Annotated in this window: 10 protein-coding genes; 8 read left to right on the top strand and 2 right to left on the bottom strand. The window is 75.6% G+C overall.

Annotated elements, in window-relative coordinates:
* Positions 1–90: 90 nt before the first annotated feature.
* The 5 genes from V6D49_RS07535 to moeZ all read left to right on the top strand — a co-directional run bounded on the left by V6D49_RS07535 (position 91) and on the right by moeZ (position 6,386).
* Positions 91–1,917, top strand: coding sequence for a DUF3492 domain-containing protein (locus V6D49_RS07535; protein ID WP_340558210.1), 1,827 nt, complete (start codon positions 91–93; stop codon positions 1,915–1,917).
* Positions 1,914–3,419, top strand: a complete 1,506-nt coding sequence (locus tag V6D49_RS07530; RefSeq protein WP_340558208.1) for a hypothetical protein — start codon at positions 1,914–1,916, stop codon at positions 3,417–3,419. The genes V6D49_RS07535 and V6D49_RS07530 overlap by 4 nt, the downstream gene beginning before the upstream one ends.
* The gene (locus tag V6D49_RS07525; protein ID WP_340558207.1) at positions 3,416–4,333 is read left to right on the top strand and encodes an NAD-dependent epimerase/dehydratase family protein; all 918 of its coding nucleotides are present in this window, start codon (positions 3,416–3,418) and stop codon (positions 4,331–4,333) included. The genes V6D49_RS07530 and V6D49_RS07525 overlap by 4 nt, the downstream gene beginning before the upstream one ends.
* On the top strand, positions 4,321–5,142 hold the full coding sequence (locus V6D49_RS07520; RefSeq protein ID WP_340558206.1) for a spherulation-specific family 4 protein: 822 nt from the start codon (positions 4,321–4,323) through the stop codon (positions 5,140–5,142). Before V6D49_RS07525 ends, V6D49_RS07520 begins: the two co-directional genes overlap by 13 nt.
* Before the next feature lie 65 nt (positions 5,143–5,207).
* Complete coding sequence (gene moeZ, locus V6D49_RS07515; protein ID WP_340558204.1) at positions 5,208–6,386, top strand: adenylyltransferase/sulfurtransferase MoeZ; 1,179 nt, start codon at positions 5,208–5,210, stop codon at positions 6,384–6,386.
* 101 nt (positions 6,387–6,487) lie between these two features.
* On the opposite strand, the gene V6D49_RS07510 is transcribed toward moeZ, so the two are convergent.
* Both V6D49_RS07510 and V6D49_RS07505 read right to left on the bottom strand, forming a co-directional pair.
* Positions 6,488–8,116, bottom strand: a complete 1,629-nt coding sequence (locus V6D49_RS07510; protein WP_340558202.1) for an alpha/beta hydrolase — start codon at positions 8,114–8,116, stop codon at positions 6,488–6,490.
* Positions 8,117–8,234: 118 nt separating this feature from the next.
* Positions 8,235–11,081: a lysylphosphatidylglycerol synthase domain-containing protein gene (locus V6D49_RS07505; RefSeq protein WP_445330481.1), complete on the bottom strand. Its 2,847-nt coding sequence runs from the start codon at positions 11,079–11,081 to the stop codon at positions 8,235–8,237.
* Between the two features lie 134 nt (positions 11,082–11,215).
* Between V6D49_RS07505 and V6D49_RS07500 the strand changes: the two genes are divergently transcribed.
* The 3 genes from V6D49_RS07500 to V6D49_RS07490 all read left to right on the top strand — a co-directional run bounded on the left by V6D49_RS07500 (position 11,216) and on the right by V6D49_RS07490 (position 16,125).
* The gene (locus tag V6D49_RS07500) at positions 11,216–11,602 is read left to right on the top strand and encodes an MGMT family protein (RefSeq protein WP_340558200.1); all 387 of its coding nucleotides are present in this window, start codon (positions 11,216–11,218) and stop codon (positions 11,600–11,602) included.
* A 236-nt stretch (positions 11,603–11,838) separates the two neighbouring features.
* Positions 11,839–15,168: an ATP-dependent helicase gene (locus V6D49_RS07495; protein ID WP_340558199.1), complete on the top strand. Its 3,330-nt coding sequence runs from the start codon at positions 11,839–11,841 to the stop codon at positions 15,166–15,168.
* Positions 15,169–15,306: 138 nt separating this feature from the next.
* The gene (locus tag V6D49_RS07490) at positions 15,307–16,125 is read left to right on the top strand and encodes a hypothetical protein (protein ID WP_340558197.1); all 819 of its coding nucleotides are present in this window, start codon (positions 15,307–15,309) and stop codon (positions 16,123–16,125) included.
* The last annotated feature ends 57 nt before the right edge of the window (positions 16,126–16,182 follow it).

Genomic DNA, 16,182 nt, shown 5'->3' with positions numbered 1-16,182 from the left:
GTAGAGCGGACAACCGTCCATCATCCCCCCGTATCCCCCGCATAGCGTCGTCCCGTTGCGCCGGAACAGGAGAAGAACGGGGGTGACGCCATGCGGATCGCGCTCCTCACCGAGGGCGGTTACCCGTATGCGCGCGGCGAGTCGGCCGCCTGGTGCGGACGGCTGGTCCACGGCCTCGGCGACCACGAGTTCACGGTGTACGCGCTCAGCCGCAGCCGTCGTCAGGACGAGGGGGCCAGGTGCCCCCTGCCACCGTCCGTGCGGGAGGTGCGGACGGCCCGGCTGTGGGGTCCGCCCGCCGTCGGACGCCCCGGCGAGCGCCGTGGCTACGGACGGCGCGCCCGCGCGCTGTTCGCGGCGCACTTCGCCGAACTGGCCGCCGCCGTGTGCGCCGAGGAACCACAGGCGGACCGTTTCGCCACCGGCCTCTACGGGCTCGCCGACCTCGCCCGCGAACACGGCAGGCTGCCCGCCGCCCTGCGCTCGGAGCAGGCGGTCCGGCTTCTGGAGTCCGCCTGCCGGGCCCCCGGCGCGCTGCGCTCCGCGCGCTCCGCGTCCGTCCCGGACCTGCTCGCCGTCGTCGAGCGGCTCGAACGCGCCCTGCGTCCCCTCTCGCTCGACTGGTACGGCCCCGGTCCCGGCGAAAGCGGCGGCGACCCGGCACTGACCGGGGCGGACCTCTGCCACGCCGTCGGCGCCGGACCGGCCGCCCTGCCCGCGCTGCTCGTACGGCAGCGGATCGGCACACCACTCCTCCTGACCGAGTACGGGGTCCGGCTGCGCGAGCACTACCTCGGGGCGGTCGGAGCCGTCGGGGCCGCGCGGCGGTCCGCCCGGGGCGTGCCGCCCGCCGCGGCCGCCGCCCCGGTCCGCTCCCTGCTCGCCTCCTTCCAGGCCCGGCTCGCGGCCGAGGCGTACCGGTGCGCCGAGGTGATCACGCCCGGCAACGCGCACGCCCGCCGTTGGCAGGAGCGCTGCGGCGCGGAGCGCGACAAGCTGCGCACCGTCTACCCCGGCATGGACAGCAGACCGTTCACCGCCGTCGCCGAGGACGACGGCGTGGCCGACCCGGCTCCCACGCTGGTGTGGACGGGACGCGTCGAGCCGGCCAAGGACGTGGTGGCGCTGCTGCACGCGTTCGCCGAGGTGCGCCGCGTCGAGCCCCGGGCCCGGCTGCTGCTCGTCGGCTCCGGCGCGGCCGACGACGCCGCGTACGCCGCCCACTGCCGCACCCTCGCCGCCCAGCTCTTCCCGGACGAGGCGCGCGACGCCCGCAGCGTGGGGACGAACCCGGTCACCTTCACCGAGGTGGGATCACCGCAGGTCCCCCGGCTCGCCGACGCCTACGCCGGCGCCGCCGTCGTCGTGCTCTCCAGCGTCGTGGAGGGGTTCCCCGTCTCCCTGGTGGAGGCGATGTTCAGCGGTCGCGCGACCGTCTCCACGGACGCCGGGGCCGTCTGCGAGGTGATCGGCGGCACCGGGCTCGTCCTGCCCCCGCGCAACCCCCGGGCCCTGGCGGACGCCTGCCTCCAACTGCTGCGCGACCCCGCCCGGCGGGCCCGGCTCGGCGCCGCCGCCCGGGCCCGCGCGCTGGAGCTGTTCACCGTCGAACAGAACCTGCAGGCCTTCCACGGGATGTACCTGGAGCTGATCGCGCGCCGCCGCGCGGAGGAAGGAGCCTCCGGCGGCGGCGCCCGCCCCTTCGCGCGGTCCGCCGAGGCCCACGTGCCCGTCCGCTGGGCGTCCGGGCGCCTCGGGCCCGAGCCGGCGACGGCCGACGCGGGGGCGCCCGCCGTACCGCCTGTCCGGACGTGCCCGGCCCCGGCCGGACGGCCGAGCTGGGCCCGCTCGGCCCAGCGCCCCGGAGAACCGGCCGGCCCCGGGCCGCGCGTCGGAGCGGGCGGGGGTGCCCGATGAGCGCCGTGGAGTACGAGCCGCGCGCCCCGCAGAGCCCCGGTGCCTGGAACGACCGGTCCTCCGCCGCCCTCGGCACCCCGCCCCGACGTCCCGAGCGGCCCGCCGTCGGCGGTGCGCCCCGCACCGAGGCACCGGGAGCCGTCCGGCGGGGGCCCGCCGACCCGGTGCGGCCGCTGCTGCACCAGCACCGGGAGCTGTGCGCGCGGGCCGTGGACCCGCTGGAGATCGCCGCCGTTCTGGAGGCGCACGGGGTCAACGACCGCGCCGCCGCCCGCTACCGGCACCGGGACGTCTTCGGGCTGGCCGAGGAGCTGTTCGCCCGCTCGGCCCGGGCGGAGCCGCCCGCTCCGGCCGGGACGGGAACGTCCCGACGGGCCGGACGCCGGGTCCGCCGCCCCCGGTGGCCGCAGGCGCCCGGCCGATGCGGGGCGCGCACCGGGGGGCGCTCGGTGGTGCGCTCCGTGGTGCGCTCCGTGGTGCGCGGGGCGCTGACCCTCCTGCCCGGAGTGCTGTGCGCCCTCGCCCTCTCCGCGCGGCTCCCGGCGCCCCTCCCCGCACCCCTGCGGTGGCCCGCCGCGCTCCTCGCCGTCCTGCTCGTCGCGGCCGTTCTGCGCGCGGCCCTGCGGACGGCCCTGCGGGGCGTGCCGCTCGGGTGGCCGTCGGTCCTGGCGGGGGGCTGGCTGCTCGCCTACGCGCTGCTCGGCGACGGGCTCCTGGGCGCACTCCTCGACGGCGGAGCGCCGCTGCGTCCGGCGCCCCGCTGGGTCGCGCTGTCGCTGGCCTTCTCGGTCGCGCCCGTGGCCTGGTGCGTGCACCGGTTCGCCGCCGGGGCCCGGCACCGGCTGGCGGTCAGCCGGAGTCTGGGGGCCTTCACCGCGCGTGTCAGGCCCCTGCTGGCCGGGACCCTCGCCCTGTGCGGCCTGGCCCTCCTGACCGTCCAGGCCGCCGCCCGGTACGCGCTGACCGGCGCGCCGCCCGTCGCCGACGGCGGCCCGGACGCGCACCTCCTGGCCGGTACCGCCGCCGTCACCACCACGGGCCTGCTCCTCTTCACCGCGCTGCTGCTGGCCGCGCACGGCTTCCCCCGCCCGGCGGCCCTGGGGCTCGGCGCGGCCTGCGCCGTGCAGGCCCTCGCCCTCGGCTGCGCCGTCGCCGCCGACCTGCCCGGCCTCGACGCGGTGGACGCGCCCCTGCGCCGGGTGGTCGCCGCCGCCGGCCCCGCCACGGTGCAGGCCGCCGCCTGCGGCCTGGCCTGGCTGTGCCTGCTCGCCCCGGCCGTCACGCACCTCACCGGCGCGTCCGCCCACCATCCGCTGCGGGGCGCCCTCCGCCCGGAGGGCGCGACCCCGGCCGCCGTCCCCGCACCGGCCCGTCGCGCGGCGTCCCCGCCGCCCGGCCGGACGCCCGAGACCCCCGACCATCCCCGTCCACAAGGAGCCCAATCGATGACCGTGTCGCACGCCGCCGGCCTCTCGCGCCGACCGGGGGAGGAAGCACGATGAGGGTGCTGCTGCTCGGGGCCAACGGCTTCCTCGGCCGCTACGTGGCCGACCGCCTGCTCGCCGACCCGGCCGTCCAGCTCACCGCGCTCGGCCGCCGCGACGACTCCGACGTCCGGTTCGACCTGTCCAGCGGCAGCCCGGGTGCGCTCACCCGCTTCCTGGACGCCGTCCACCCCGGCGTCGTCATCAACTGCGCCGGGGCCATCCGGGGCAGCGCCCGCGACCTGCTGCGGCACAACACCGTCGGCACGGCCACCGTGTGCGAGGCCCTGCGCCGCAGCGGGTGCACCGCGCGGCTGGTGCACGTCGGGTGCGCGGCCGAGTACGGCCCCTCGCAGCCCGGCTCCTCGACGGCCGAGGACGCGATGCCCCGACCCGGCGGCCACTACGGCGTCAGCAAGCTCGCCGCGACCGAACTCGTCCTCGGCTCGGGGCTCGACGCCATCGTGCTGCGCGTGTTCTCCCCGGCCGGGCCGGGCACGCCCGCCGGTTCGCCGCTCGGACGCCTCGCCGAGGCCATGCGGCGCGCCATGCAGCATGGCGACCACGAGCTGAAGCTCTCCGGGCTCGCCGTGCAGCGGGACTTCGTCGACGTGCGGGACGTGGCCCGCGCCGTGCACGCCGCGTCCCTCTCCGCCGCCCAGGGCGTCGTCAACATCGGCACGGGGCGGGCCGTCCGGCTGCGGGACGCCGCCGGAATGCTGGTACGGGTGGCCGGATACGCGGGTTCCGTGCTGGAGCTGGACGAGCCCCACCTCGGCGCCGGGCACGTCCAGCCCCCCTACCCGGACGGTTGCGGCGCCTGGCAGCAGGCCGACGTCAGGACCGCCCGGGACCGCCTCGGCTGGCGGCCCCGGATCGGGCTGGAGGAGTCGCTCGCGGACATCTGGATGGAGGCCGCGTGTCGGATCTGAGGCCCGTTCCGCTGCCGACGGCCCGGGCGGCCGGGTGGCTGGGCCTCGGCGTACCGGGGTACGCCCATCCGCTGGTGGCCCCGGTGGAGTGGGCCGAGCTGGCCCGCCCGGGCGCCCCGGTGCACTGGGCGGTGCTGCGGGTACCGGTCACGGGCGGTGCGGGGGCCCGCCCGGACCCGTACTGCCTCGCGGCGGCGGCCCGGCTGCGGGCCTCCGGCGTGCCCCTGCTCGGCCATCTGGACCTGCGCCGCGGTGTCCGCTCCGGCCCCGAGCTGCTGACGGACGCCGCGCGCTTCCTCGACTGGTACGGCGTCAGCGGCTTCTACCTGGACCGCGCGCCCGCCGGTGCGGTCACGCTCCCGGCCGCGAGCGCCGTCGTCACCGCGCTGCGCGGGCTCGGGGCGGAGCTCGGCCACCCCGCCCTCCACCTGGTGCTGGGCCACGACACGCACCCGGACCCCGGCTACGCGGCGATCGCCGAGCAGCTCGTCACGTTCCGGGGGAGGTGGGCCGACTACCGCTGGTCGCAGGCCCCGGAGTGGACGGCTGACCATCCGGCCTCGCGGTTCTGCCACCTCGTCCACGGCGTCCCGCGCGGTCATCTGGAGGAGGCCCTGCGCCTCGCCCGGTGGCAGGGCGCCGGGACCGTCTACGTGACGGACGCCACCGGCCGGCCGCGCGGCGGATGCGGCCCTGGTGGGACGGGCCCGTCGGCGTCCCCCCGGGGCTGCGGCACCGATCCGTTCGAGGCGCTGCCCGGCTACTGGGACGAGATCGTCTCGCGGACCGGACCGGCCATCTCGGAATGAGATAGCCCGTGGCAGTGTTGCGGAGAGAACAACCGTACGTTCCGACCACCCAAGCTGAGGTCTCCGTGTCGCTGCCACCGCTGGTCGAGCCGGCTGCCGAGCTCACCGTCGACGAGGTCCGCCGGTACTCCCGCCACCTGATCATCCCGGATGTCGGGATGGAGGGCCAGAAGCGGCTGAAGAACGCCAAGGTGCTGTGCGTGGGCGCCGGCGGTCTCGGCTCGCCCGCCCTGATGTACCTCGCCGCGGCGGGGGTGGGCACCCTGGGCGTCGTGGAGTTCGACGAGGTCGACGAGTCGAACCTCCAGCGCCAGATCATCCACAGCCAGGCCGACATCGGCCGGTCCAAGGCGGACTCCGCCCGGGACACCGTCCTCGGGATCAACCCGTACGTGCAGGTGAACCTGCACAAGGAGCGGCTCGACTCGACGAACGTCATGGAGCTGTTCGCCCAGTACGACCTGATCGTCGACGGCACGGACAACTTCGCGACCCGCTACCTCGTCAACGACGCCTGCGTGCTGCTGAACAAGCCGTACGTGTGGGGCTCCATCTACCGTTTCGACGGTCAGGCCTCGGTCTTCTGGAGCGAGCACGGCCCCTGCTACCGCTGCCTGTACCCCGAGCCCCCGCCGCCGGGCATGGTGCCCTCCTGCGCCGAGGGCGGCGTGCTGGGCGTGCTCTGCGCCTCCATCGGTTCCATCCAGGTCAACGAGGCCATCAAGCTGCTCGCGGGCATCGGCGACCCGCTGGTCGGCCGCCTGATGATCTACGACGCCCTGGAGATGACCTACCGCCAGGTCAAGGTCCGCAAGGACCCGGACTGCGCGGTGTGCGGGGAGAACCCGACGGTCACCGAGCTCATCGACTACGAGGCGTTCTGCGGCGTCGTCTCCGACGAGGCCCAGGAGGCCGCAGCCGGTTCGACGATCACGCCGAAGCAGCTCAAGGAGTGGATCGACGAGGGCGAGAACATCGACATCATCGATGTGCGCGAGCCGAACGAGTACGAGATCGTCTCCATCCCCGGCGCCCGGCTGATCCCGAAGAACGACTTCCTCATGGGTGGCGCCCTCCAGGACCTCCCGCAGGACAAGAGGATCGTCCTGCACTGCAAGACGGGTGTCCGCTCCGCGGAAGTCCTCGCGGTGCTCAAGAACGCCGGTTTCGCCGACGCCGTCCACGTCGGCAGTGGTGTCATCGGCTGGGTCAACCAGATCGAGCCGCAGAAGCCGGTCTACTAGTCCGGCACGGCCTGCTGGACCAGCAGGCCCGCATGTCGGAGGGCGTCCCGGTGCCGTCGCCGGACCGGGGCGCCCTCCGACGCGTGCGCGGGCGGAGGTTGTCAGGCCCCGCCGCACTCCGCGTCCGGCTCGGGGACGTCGCCCTCCAGCAGGTACGCGTCGACCTCCTTGCGCACGCACGGGTCGCCGCCGTTGTACGCGCCGTGCCCCTCACCCCGGTACGTCAGCACGACGGCCTCCTCACCGAGCTGCTCCGCCATGCGCTCGGCCCCCTCGTACGGCGTCGCCGGGTCCCCCGTCGTACCGATCAGGAGGATCGGCGCCGCACCCGGCGCGCTGACCTCGGGGTGCTCCCAGACGCCCTCGACCGGCCAGTCGTGGCAGGACACCAGGCCCCAGGCGGCCGTCTCGCCGAAGACGGGGGAGGCCTCCCGGAAGCGCGGCAGCCACTCCCGCACGTCGTCCAGCGTGTAGCGCGGCTCGGCGTCGGCGCAGCTGATCGCCGTCAGCGCGGCCTGGCTGTTGTCGTACGTGCCGTCGTCCCGGCGGCCGTTGAGCAGGTCGCTCAGCCGTAGCAGCAGGGTGCCGTCGTCGTCGTCCATCGCGTCCTGGAGTCCTTCGGTGAGGATCTGCCAGAAGTCCTGCGAGTACAGGGAGAGCGCGATACCGGCGGAGGCGAGGGAGGCGTTCAGTTCGCGCCCGTCGGGGTCGCTGGTGCGGAGGGGCCGCTCCTCCAGCCGCTCCAGCAGGTCGACGATCGCCTGCTCGCCCTGGGCGGGGGTGTCGCCGATCGGGCACTCCCCGTCCTCGTCGCAGGCCTTCAGGAAGTTGGTGAGGGCGAGCTGGAAGCCCTTGGTCTGGTTGAGGCCGGACTCCGCCGGGTCCAGCGTCGGGTCCACCACGGCGTCGAAGACGGCCCGGCCGACGTTCTCCGGGTAGAGGTGCGCGTAGACGCCGCCCAGCTCCGTGCCGTAGGAGATGCCGAAGTAGTGCAGCGTGTCGTCCCCGAGGACCTCGCGCATGAGGTCCATGTCGCGGGCGGTGTCCATCGTGCGCACGTGGGGCAGGACGCCACCGGAGTTGCGCTCGCACGCCCGCGCGTACGCGGTCTGCTCGTCGAGGTACTCCTCGCCCTCGGCCCGGTTCGTCGGAACGGTCGCCTCCTGGTGGTAGGCGTCCAGCTCCCGGTCCGACAGGCAGCGGACGGGGGCCGTGCGCGCGACGCCGCGCGGGTCGAAGCTCACCAGGTCGTACCGCTCGTGCAGGGTCGCGAAGTCGGCGCCGGAGACGGGCAGCGTCGTCACACCCGAACCGCCCGGGCCGCCGAAGTTGAAGATCAGCGAGCCGATCCGCTCGTCGCCCTCCGCCTGGCTGCGGGCGCGGACCAGGGCGACGTCGATCGTGGTGCCGTCCGGCTCGTCGTAGTCGAGCGGTGCCTTCATCGACGCGCACCGCCACTGCGTGCCGTCCGGCATCGGCTCCGGCGGCTGCGGGGGGCCGCCCGCGCCGTACTCCGGGGCGGCCGGACAGGTGCGCCAGGTCAGCTCCTGGTCCGTCAGTGAGGACGGGAGCTCCGGAGCCGGGGGCGGGCTCGGCGGCTGCCCCACGGCCTGCGGCTCGGTCCGCTCGCCCCGGGCCCCCGTGTTCCCCGCGCACCCGGCCGTGGCCGAGAGGCCGACGAGCAGAGCGGCGGCGGCGAGGGCGCCACCCCGGTGGACGGCTGCTGGCATGGCTGCTCCCAGGGTCGGGGACTGCCATCGTCAGCGCGTCGCCGCGGGCGCCGCCCGTTGTGCGGACCCGACCGGGTGACCGGCCGACGCGCCCACGCGGGCGACCCGGCGCGGCGGGTCAGAGCGCCTTGCGGGCGGTGAGCCGGGTGAAGGCGAGCCAGCCGGGCAGCACGGGCAGCCAGAACGTCAGCAGCCGGTAGAGCAGCACGGCCGAGATCGCCGTCCCTTCCGGGAGCCCGCCGAGAGCGGTGAGCCCGACGATCAGCGCGCCCTCCACCGCACCCACGCCACCTGGAGTGGGCGCCGCCGAGCCCAGGGCGTTCCCGGCGAGGAAGACGACGGCCACCATCGCGAAGCTGACCTCGCCACCGAAGGCGCGCACCGAGGCGTCCAGACACAGCACGAAGGCCAGGGTCAGCAGCAACATGCCGCCGATCCCGCTGGCCAGCTTCGTCGGACGCTGGGCGACGTCCAGCATGCGCGGCACGACGCCCGCGAACAGGGCCCGCACCCGGGTGCCGACGAACTGCCGCAGCGGCGGGATCGCCGACACGATGAGCACCAGGACGGCGACCGTCAGCAGCCCCGCGATCACCGTGCGGGAGGGCGGGATGGAGGGGGCCTGCTCCTTCCCCGTGATGTACCCGAAGCTCAGCAGCAGCAGCACGTGGATCCCGAGGGCGAAGAGCTGGGACGCGCCCACGCTGGCGACCGCGTACCCCGGGCGCACCCCGGCCCGCTGCAGGAAGCGCGTGTTGAGCGCGACACCGCCGATCGCCGCCGGGGCGACGAGCTTGACGAAGGAGCCGGCGACCTGGGCCCACACCGTCCGCAGGAACGGCACCTTCTCGGGCACGAAGCCGAGCAGGCTCAGCGCCGCGCCGACGTAGCTCGTGGCGGCGGCGGCCACGGCGAACAGCACCCAGCCCCAGTGTGCCTCGGTGATCATGTCGCCGACGCTGTCGTGGGCGAGCTGCGGCAGCAGGAAGTAGGCGCCGAGCGCACCGGCGATGAAGCTCACCAGGGTGCGGGGCCGGATCCGTTGCAGCTGCACGGGTGCCACGGGGGCCTGTGGCCGTATCCGCAGCACCTCCTCGCGGATCTGCGCGAGGAGGTCCTCCTCCCGCTCCTCCTCCACCGCCCGCTCGACGGCTTCCCGCTCGGTCTTCTCAAGCCGGACGTGCTCCGCCTGCTCGGCGCCGCCGGCCTGCGCGGTGAGCGGCTGGTCGACGCTCTCCGCCGACCGGGCCTCCCGCGCCTCTCGGTGCGCCTTCGCGGCCTCCAGCACCCGCTCGCGCTCCCGCTCGGCGCGCTCCTTCGCGAGCCGGCGCAGGGTGTGCCGCGTGCCCCGGCTGAGTGCGAGGGGCTGCAGCAGCGGGAGGCTGTCGGCCACGGCGTCCGGACCGAGGACGTCCACGGCGGCCCGCACCGAGCGTTCGGCCCCCACGCGCAGGCCGAAGGTGGTCAGGAGCTGGGCGACGTCCATGCGCAGGCTGATGTCACCGGCGGCGATCTCCCCGACCCGCAGGTCGGTGAGGAACACGGCGCCGGAGTGATCCACCAGGAGCGCGTCCCCGCTGAGCCTGCGGTGGGCGATGCGGCGCGACTGGAGCGCGCGCACCTGCAGCCACGCCGCCTCCATCAGCGCGTCGGTGACCTCCGCGTCCGGCACCGCGTCGAGCGGACGTCCCCCGATGTGCTCGTAGACGAGTATCACCGCGTCGGGCCCCAGCTCGGAGGTGGCGATGAGCTTCGGCGCGTTGGCCCCCGCCGCGATGGCCGCGTAGGCCAGCAGCGCCTCCTGCTCCAGGGCCTGCCGCAGGGACTGGAGGCTGCGCCGCTGGGTGAAGCCGCGCAGGAAGAGACGCCGCCACGCCCGGTAGAAGTAGCCGTGGGCCTGTTGCTCCCGGTCGACGATCGTGACGTCCAGGGGCGGCCCGTCCTCCAGGGCGACGATGTAGCGGCGGCCCCGGTCGTGGTCCGCCTGCCCGTCCTCGGCGCGCACCGCGCTCACCGGCGCGAACCCGACGCGCCGCAGACCGGCCAGCAGGTTCTGCCCCGTAGGCCGGACGTTGGGCGAGCCGACGGCGTACACGGTGCCGTAGGCCACGCTCCAGCCGATGAGCACCGTCAGGACGATGGCCAGGGAGGTGGTGTAGCCGCTGATCAGGACGGAGAGGGCGTCGGCGAGCAGCACCACCCACAGCAGCACCCGCCAGCGCGGCCTGCGGGCCATGCCGACCGCCGTCATGTAGGCGATCACCGGCCCGAGGTAGTTGTGCACCGGGTCGGTCAGGCCGCCGCCGGGGGCCGACTTGGTGAACGCCTCCTGGATCGGTGCGGGCGCCGCCTCCGCGATCCACAGCGCCACGGCGAGCGAGACACCGTGGGCGAGCACGGCCGCCAGCACGCCGTCGGCGATGCGCAGCCCGTCCCGTTTGATCAGCCGCTCGATGGCGAAGGCGACGGGCACGATCAGGACGGCGATGCTGGAGACCACGCCCGTGATGCTGATGACCAGCGGCGGCGCCTGGCCCGCGCCCTTGTCGATGTCCTGCTCGATACCGGCCGTCGTGGCGTGGGCGAAGTAGGCGATGGCGAGCACGACGGCGATACCGACGGCGCCGAGCAGCAGCCGCAGCAGGTCCGAAGGGCGGTGGACGCGGGCCGACAGCAGCGGCTCGTCGCCGTCGAGCTGCTCGGACACGTCGGAGTCCGGGTGGGCGGGGCCGCCCGCGATCCGGCGCAGCAGGTCCCGCACCCCGCCGGGGCCGCCGCGCGTCCGGCGGGGCGGCCGCGCGGTCCCGTCCCGGTGGTCCGTGCCGTGGTGGGGGGGCCGGACGCCGTCATCGGGCCCGGGCGCCGCGGCGGCTTCGGGACGCACCGCATCGGCCCGGCGGCCCTCCTCCTGGGGAGGGTTCCCGCCCGGCTGACGTCCGGACTGCTCTTCTCGATCCCGTATCACGCGTCACCGCCCGGACGATGGTGGCACGGGCCGCAGACAGGCGCGTGCAGCAGGGGGCGATGACGGGCGGAGCTGTGATCTTTCCGACCTTCCGCCCGCCCGGCGTGTCCGAGGCGTACGGCACGATGGCCCGCATGGGAGAGCTGCCTGACTACGCGGAACGGGTGCTGGAGGTCGCCGAGCTGATCCCGCCCGGGCGCGTTCTGACGTACGGGGACGTGGCGCGGTGGCTGCGCGAGGACGCCGGGGAGCGCGCGGCCGACGGCGGGCGGCCCGGCGCGATACCCGGTTCCGGCGGGCCGCGTCAGGTGGGCCGGGTGATGGCCCTGTACGGCGGCGCCGTCCCGTGGTGGCGCGTCGTGCGGGCCGACGGCGCCCTGCTGCGCGGCAGCGAGGAGCGGGCGCTGCGCCACTACCGCGCCGAGGGCACCCCGCTGCGCCCGGCGGGCGCGGGCGGCCGGCCCCGGCTCGACCTGCGCCGGGCCCGGTGGGCCGGGCCGAGTGGCCCGGACGGCTCCTGACGGCGGCACGCGCCCCGGCACCGGGACGTTCCGGGCGCCGTACCGGGTCTCCCGGTGGCTGCGGTGCTCCTGGCCGTTCACACTGTCCAGCTTCCGTCATCGTGCGGCGTCCCCCGGGGCGGGCGTGCCGTTCGGGGTAGTGCGGAGACGCTCTGCGGCCCGGCAGTCCGTTCGCGTACCGTCTGCACCATCCAGCACAGACCCCGAGGCCGGCGATCCACGTGAGTTCCCCCCAGATGTCCGATACCTACCGGCTGGTACGCACGCCGCCGGATCGGGCGAGTCTCCCTGCCTTGGACGCAGGGCAGCGGGCTGTGGTTGACCACGACCGGGGCCCCCTGCTCGTCCTGGCGGGCCCCGGCACCGGCAAGACGACGACCCTGGTCGAAGCCGTCGCCGAACGGGTGCGCCGGGGCGTGCGCCCCGAGCGCGTCCTGGTGCTGACCTTCAGCCGCAAGGCGGCCGTCGAGCTGCGGGACCGCATGGCCGCCCGGATGGGCGGCACGGCCCCGCAGGCCACGACGTTCCACTCCTACTGCTACGCCCTGGTGCGCGCCCACCAGGATGCCGAACACTTCGCCGAGCCGGTCCGGCTGCTCTCCGGACCGGAACAGGATCTCCACATCCGCGACCTGTTGGCGGGACACGTGGAAGGCGGGGTTCCGCGGATCGACTGGCCGCAGGAGCTGCGCGCCTGCCTCACCACCCGGGGTTTCGCCGACGAGGTGCGCGCGGTCCTCGCCCGCAGCCGCGAACTGGGCCTCGGCCCCGGCGAGCTGGCCGCCTTCGCCGCCCGCACCGGCCGACCCGACTGGTCGGCCGCCGCCGCCTTCCTCGCCGAGTACCTCGACGTCATGGACCTCCAGGGCGTGCTGGACTACGCCGAGCTCGTCCACCGCGCCGTGCTCCTGGCCGAACGGACCGGGCCGGACGGCGCCGCCGAGTTCCTGTCCGGCGCCTACGACGCGGTGTACGTCGACGAGTACCAGGACACCGACGCGGCCCAGGTGCGGCTCCTGCGGGCACTGGCCGGACCGCCCGGCGCGTCCCGCCCCCTGGTGGCGTTCGGCGACCCCGACCAGTCCATCTACGCCTTCCGGGGCGCCGACGTGAACGGCATCCTCGACTTCGCCGACGTCTTCCCCGGCGCCCGGACGACCGTGCTGCGCACCAACCGGCGCTCGGGAGGCGATCTGCTGGCCGCCACCCGGCAGCTCACCCGCCGGATGCCGCTGCCCCGCCTCCCCGCCGACGCCGTCCGCGCGCACCGCGAACCCCGGCCGCAGCGCTCCGGCGGCCGGGTCGAGGCGTACACCTACCCCACCCCGGGGGCCGAGACCGACAACATCGCCGACCTGCTGCGCCGCGCCCACCTGGAGGACGGCGTCCCCTGGGGGGAGATGGCGGTGCTCGTCCGCGCCGGGGCCGCCCTGCCCGTCCTGCGCCGCGCGCTCACCTCCGCCGGGGTACCCGTCGACGTCTCCGGCGACGACCTGCCGCTGCGCCGCGAACCGGCGGTGACGCCCCTGCTGACCGCCCTGCGCGCGGTCGCCGGCGCGGCGGACAGCGCGCCCGGCACCCCTCCCGATGTTCCCCATGCCCCCGACGCGCCGGAGCGAGCCGGGGAGCGCGCCGGGGCCTGGCTGGACACCGAGACCGCGCTCACCCTGCTCGCCTCCCCCCTCGGCGGCATGGACGCCGCCGACCTCCGCCGCCTCGGCCGCGCGCTGCGCGAGGAGGAACGCGCCGCCGGGCGCGCCGTGCCCCGGCCGTCCGACGAGCTCCTCGCCCAGGCACTCGCCGAGCCGCAGCGCCTGGTCGCCCACGACCCCGCCTACGCGCGCGGCGCCCAGAGCCTCGGCCTCCTCCTGCGCAAGGCCCGCGAGCTGCTGGCCGGCGGCGGCACCGCCGAGGAGGCGCTGTGGGAGCTGTGGAACGGCACCACCTGGCCCGACCGGCTCGAACGCGCGGCCCGGCGCGGCGGTGCCGCCGGACGCAACGCCGACCGCGACCTGGACGCCGTCTGCGCCCTCTTCGCCGCCGCCGCCCGCGCCGAGGAACGCACCGGGGGCCGGGGCGCCCTGAACTTCCTGGCCGAGCTGGACGCCCAGGACATAGCCGCCGACACCCTCGCCGGCCGGGCCGCGCGCCCCGACGCCGTCCGCCTCATGACGGCCCACCGCAGCAAGGGTCTGGAATGGCGGCTCGTCGTCGTCGCCACCGTGCAGGAAGGGCTCTGGCCCGATCTGCGCCGCCGCGGCTCCCTCCTGGAGGCCGACCGCATCGGCCGGGACGGCCTCGCCGAGCCGCTGCCGCCCGGCGCCCTGCTGGCCGAGGAGCGGCGGCTGTTCTACGTGGCCGCCACCCGGGCCCGGGACCGTCTGGTGGTCACCGCCGTGAAGAGCGCCACCGAGGAGGGCGACCAGCCGTCCCGGTTCCTCGCCGAGCTCGGTGTCACCCCCCGGGACGTCGCCGGGCGGCCACCGCGCCCGCTCTCCGTCGCCGGGCTCGTCGCGGAACTGCGCGCCACCACCGTCGACCCCGCCGTCAGCCCGGCCCTGCGGCAGGCCGCCGCCCGTCGGCTCGCCCGCCTCGCCTCCCTGCGCGACGACGACGGCCACTCCCTGGTGCCCGCCGCCCACCCCCAGCGCTGGTGGGGACTGGCCGAACCCACCCGGTCCGCCGTCCCCCTGCGCGACCCGCGCCTGCCCGTGGCGTTGTCCGGCAGCTCCGTCGGCCAGCTGGCCACGGCGTGCTCCCTCCAGTGGTTCCTGGGCCGGGAGGTGAAGGCCGACGCCCCGCCCAGCACGGCGCAGGGCTTCGGCAACGTCCTGCACGTCCTGGCCGACGAGGTCGCCTCCGGAACGACCCCGGCCGACCTGCGGGTGCTCCTCGAACGGCTCGACTCGGTCTGGGACGCCCTCGCCTTCGAAGCGCCCTGGAAGTCGCGGCAGGAGAAGGACAACGCGCGCGCCGCGTTGGAGCGCTTCCTGCGCTGGCACGTCCTGGACCGCTCCGGCCGTCGCACGCTCGCCACCGAGCACACCTTCGACGTCACGCTGCCCGTCGGTGCCGAGGACTCCGACGGGCCCCCCGGGCCCCACGACGCCGAGCACTCCGACGGCTCCGACGGCGGGGTGCGGATCAGGGTGCGCGGCAGCATCGACCGGGTGGAGGAGGACGCCGAGGGCCGGGTCTACGTGGTCGACTTCAAGACCGGCCGGAACAAGCCCTCCGCCGCCGACGTCGAACGCCACCCCCAACTCGCCGTCTACCAGCTCGCGCTCCGCGAGGGCGACCCGGCCCTGGAGGCGGGGGGCGCCGAACTCGTCCACCTGCGCGTCGGTGCGCCGAAGAAGGAGGGCGGCGACGCGCTCCCCGCCGTCCAGCGACAGGAGCCCCTGTCCGCCGACCCGGCGGGGGAGTGGATCGGGGACCTCCTGGCCACCGCCGCCGGACGCGTCCTGGACGAACGGTTCTCGCCCGACCCCGGACGGCACTGCTCGCACTGCGCGTTCCGCTCCTCGTGCCCGGCCCTCCCCGAAGGCCGCCACGTCGTCGAGTGACCCGGACGGACGGCCGGTCTCCGCAGGGCCGGGCACGGGAAGCGGCCGCGCCCCGCCGAAGCCCCCGCGCCGTCGGCGTGATGGGATGGCGCACCGTGCCGGTCGCGGCGCGGTGACCAGGGGAGGGGACGAACGAAGGTGAAGACGGGGAAGCGGAGCGCGGCGGTGGCCGCCGCCGTCGTGCTGGGCCTCAGCGGTTGCGGCCGGGACGACGGGGGGCCGGACGTCGACGGCGCGGCGGGCGACGACCGGTCCTTCTACGAGCGGGCGACCAGCACGAGGCTGGAGCACATGACCGTGGACGAGCTGGAGGAGGCGACCCGCGACACGACGCTGGCGCTCAGCTCCTTCCGGATACGCGGCGTCCTCCCCGTCGACGGGGTGACGACCGAGATGGACCTCACACTGAGCCGGGGCGCGGGCTGCTACGGAAGCATGCGGCAGGACTCCGGCGGCTTCGACTTCGTCGGCCTGAGCGACGGGAACGGCTTCATGAAGGCCGACGCGAGCTTCCTGCGCACGGGCCCCGACGAGGAACTGCCCGACCAGGCGATCGAGCTCATGGCCGACCGCTGGATCGACATGGGATCGAGCGACAACGCCTTCGAGGAGTTCTGCGACCTCGAATCCCTGCTCGACGACCTGACCGACGGCGACGCGGGGCGGAGCGGCACCACCGGGTCGGACTACTCCGTGGGTGAGCCCCGTTCCTTCGAAGGCCGCGAGGTCCTGCCGATCACCGGCGAGGACGAGGACGGCGAGACCCTGACGATCCTCGTCGCCAACGACGACGAGAACCCCCGCATCCTCCGGGTGGAGAGCGACGGACCCGAGGGCGAGTCGTCCCTCACCTTCTCCGAGTTCGACCGGCGGGTGTCCGTCGAGGCGCCCGAGGACGCCGTCACCCTGGAGGACCTCCGGGAGGAGGCGGTCGGCGGCCCCCCGACCGCCGTGTAGGAGGGCCGCTCCCGTGACCGGGCTCCTCCGCTGTCGGAGGGGCCCGCTAGCGTCGGG

The sequence above is a fragment of the Streptomyces sp. GSL17-111 genome (assembly GCF_037911585.1).
Lineage (GTDB): Bacteria > Actinomycetota > Actinomycetes > Streptomycetales > Streptomycetaceae > Streptomyces.
Note: the sequence above shows the minus strand (reverse complement) of the source record. Positions and strands in the feature narration are given on the sequence as shown.